The 3,048-nt window shown below is 49.6% G+C and carries 2 protein-coding genes; both read right to left on the bottom strand.

What is annotated here, in order from left to right; genetic code table 11:
• Nucleotides 1–141: 141 nt before the first annotated feature.
• On the bottom strand, nt 142–1,302 hold the full coding sequence (gene iadA / locus WMO75_RS19100) for a beta-aspartyl-peptidase (protein ID WP_008391939.1): 1,161 nt from the start codon (nt 1,300–1,302) through the stop codon (nt 142–144).
• An 81-nt stretch (nt 1,303–1,383) separates the two neighbouring features.
• Entirely contained in the window at nt 1,384–2,829 is a 1,446-nt protein-coding gene (gene nhaC / locus WMO75_RS19095) for a Na+/H+ antiporter NhaC (protein ID WP_118254341.1), read from the bottom strand.
• Between the last annotated feature and the right edge of the window lie 219 nt (nt 2,830–3,048).

Raw genomic sequence — 3,048 nt, 5'->3', positions numbered from 1 at the left:
ACTGGTTATCCACAAAACAAAAAAATAAATTTCATCACTTTTTACAATGGACTATGCATACCCTTGAACAGTAACTAAAAAGAAGCGAAAACCTATCAACCATGATGGTCTTCGCTTCTTTCAATTCATATCATAAAAACATTACTGCTCAAATCTGCCTTTCATCTTCACTTCCTGCTCCCACACAGCCACCTGGCCACGGGCAAACAGGCTGTTGATGTCGAGATTTTCATCCAGTACCAGAAGATCTGCGTCTGCGCCCTCTGCTACACAGCCCTTGACTCCTTCCTGACCAAGGAGCACTGCCGGAGTGCTGGTCAGAAGCTGTAAGGCAGCCTCCAGCGGCATACCCTCTCTTACCAGGATCTGAATGGTGCGGTGCAGATACTTCGGAGATGCGTATGTCAGGCCGATGCACTCGCCCTCCTCGTTGAAGCGTGGCTGGCTTCCGAATGCGTCACTGGATATGGTGACATGATCCAGTTTCACGCCTTCGCGGTGTAAGAGCTCGTAAAGCTTCATGGCATCAGATTCTACTTCTACATCATCGGCACCGGCGGTGCAGTCAATGTAACCGCCGCGGCGTACCAGATCCGCACCGGCATCAATCAGGCCCGGATTACGTAAAATATGGGTCGGTAGCAGGTTCTTGGCCGGAACATCGGAATGATCCAGAACATAGAATACCGGATCCAGTCTTCCCTCTCCGTCACCCATATGCATAGTCACCAGCCCCGGTGTGTTGCTGAGCAGACCGGCTCTGCGGGCTGCGGTAGCCAGGGCGATCAGCTCTTCCCCGCCCGGATTGGAGCTTCTGTGGTCAGATACAGCTACCTTCACACCGATCATAGGCGGAACCAGGATGATATCGCGCTCTACGCTTCCGGTCAGGGTGGTCGGCGGGTAACCGTAGGAGCTGGTCAGTGTATACACGGTCATGCCTTCCTCGGTCAGGGCACGGGCCTTTGCTACCAGATTCTCTACACTGCGGGTTACGCCATCTGTACCCAGAAGGCCAACCACGGTGGTAATACCGTTTTTTAAAAATTCGCTGAGCTGAGACTCCGGTACACGGGATGCCGGTCCCTGCTCTCCACCGCCTCCGGTGATATGCACATGCATGTCAATGTAAGCCGGAACAACGATTTTTCCCTCCAGGTCATAAGTCTCCACTCCCGGGAGTCCCTCATAGCCTTCGATAGAATCCTGCATCAGAAGGATTTTCTCTCCCTCAATGAGGATATCTTTTTTTCCCAATTTCTCTGGTGCGTAAACATTCGCGTTTTTCAGTAACTTGATCATAATGTCTATTCTCCTGCCTTTTCTTTATTCTTCAAAAATTCCACCGGAATCAGGAATCCCGGTGGAACAAGACTTTCGTATTTAGTTCTCCTTTTTCTTCTCATCAGCAAGCTTTGCGATACCGAATCCGGTAAAGCCCCAGATGATTGCAAAGATCCAGCCAGTGTAGCACAGGATTGCCCACGGAAGGTAATCCAGGGTCTCTACACCAAGGGTAGATGCCATATAGGCACCTGCTGCGGACCACGGAATCAGCGGCACCACTACAGTACCGGCATCCTCAAGGGTTCTGGACAGGTTCTTTGCCGCAAGTCCGCGCTCTTTATAAGCGTCACGGAACATCTCTCCAGGAATCAAAATGGAAAGATAAGAGTTACCGGTAGTCAGTGCCATGGTAATGCAGGCTGCCACCGTTGCGGTAATCAGTGCGCCGGTACTCTTTGCCACGCTTAAAATCTTCTGAAGTACAACATCCAGACAGCCGGCCCGGCTCATGATGCCTGCAAAACAGAATGCACAGAATACCAGAAGTGTGGTACTCATAATGCCGTTCATACCACCACGGTTTAACAGCTTGGTAACCGCCTCGGAACAAGTCTCGGTGTCGAAGCCTGCGCGATGGATCATAGATACACTAAAGCCGTTTACCGTTGCCTTTAACACATCACCCATTGCTACATGCTGAATGAAAACACCCTCTATGCCAGCTACAAAGGTGGAAAGAAGCATAACCGGAATGGTTGGCTTCTGAAACAGGGAACCTCCCAGCACGATTAGCACCGGAATGATGAGCAGTAGGTTCCAGCTGTACATGGAAGAAAGCTGGCTCAATAAGGTAGTAACAGTATCAGAGGTGATATCTGCACTTACATCTGCGTTCATACCAACAATGGCATATACCACCAGAGAAACGATGGTTGCCGGAACGGTGGTGTAAAACATATGTCCGATATGCTCATACAGTGTGCTGCCTGCCGCGATCGGAGCCAGGTTCGTGGTATCAGACAGCGGAGACATCTTATCACCGAAGTAGGAACCTGCGATACATGCACCTGCGGTAGCCGGAAGAGACACACCCAGAGCACTTGCAATTCCCATCAGGGCAACACCCATGGTTGCGACAGAACCCCAGGAAGTACCGGTAACAACCGATACAACAGCCTCGATCAGAAATGCTGTAACCAGCATGAATTTCGGGTTTACAATCTGAACACCATAGTAAATCATCATCGGAATGGTACCAGCTGCCATCCAGGTACCAACCATAGCGCCAACGCATACCAGAATCAGAATTGCCGGCATACCTTTTGCAATCTTGGTACAGATCTCATCCATCATCTCATCCCAGGTAACACCCACACGGAACGCGATAAATGCCGCGATTGCTGCTACCATGATCAGGAGCGGCTCCGTGCTGTAGCCGAACACGCCCTTTCCAATGGTAAGGATCAGAAGCATTGCGATGATCGGTGTGATCGATTCCGCAAAGGTGGGCAGACGTTTGGCCCGTTTTTTCTTTTCTTTCATTTGTAATTCCTCCTTTTAGCCTCATTCGCGACAGTTTCACATTTTATCACGGCAGAAGCTTAAAATCCGAACTTATTATATCAGAAAAGGAGAAGGGCCACAACTAAAAGTTTGTACTTTTTTAATTTTCTTTCTCTCGTTCGTTACTGTTCAAGGGTTAGCTGGACTTAAGAAGACCGATGGTGTAAACTGGTAATAGTTAGAGCCATCGGTCTTCTT

The organism is Blautia intestinihominis (assembly GCF_040096655.1).
In the GTDB taxonomy this organism is placed as follows: Bacteria; Bacillota; Clostridia; order Lachnospirales; family Lachnospiraceae; genus Blautia_A; species Blautia_A intestinihominis.
Note: the sequence above shows the minus strand (reverse complement) of the source record. Positions and strands in the feature narration are given on the sequence as shown.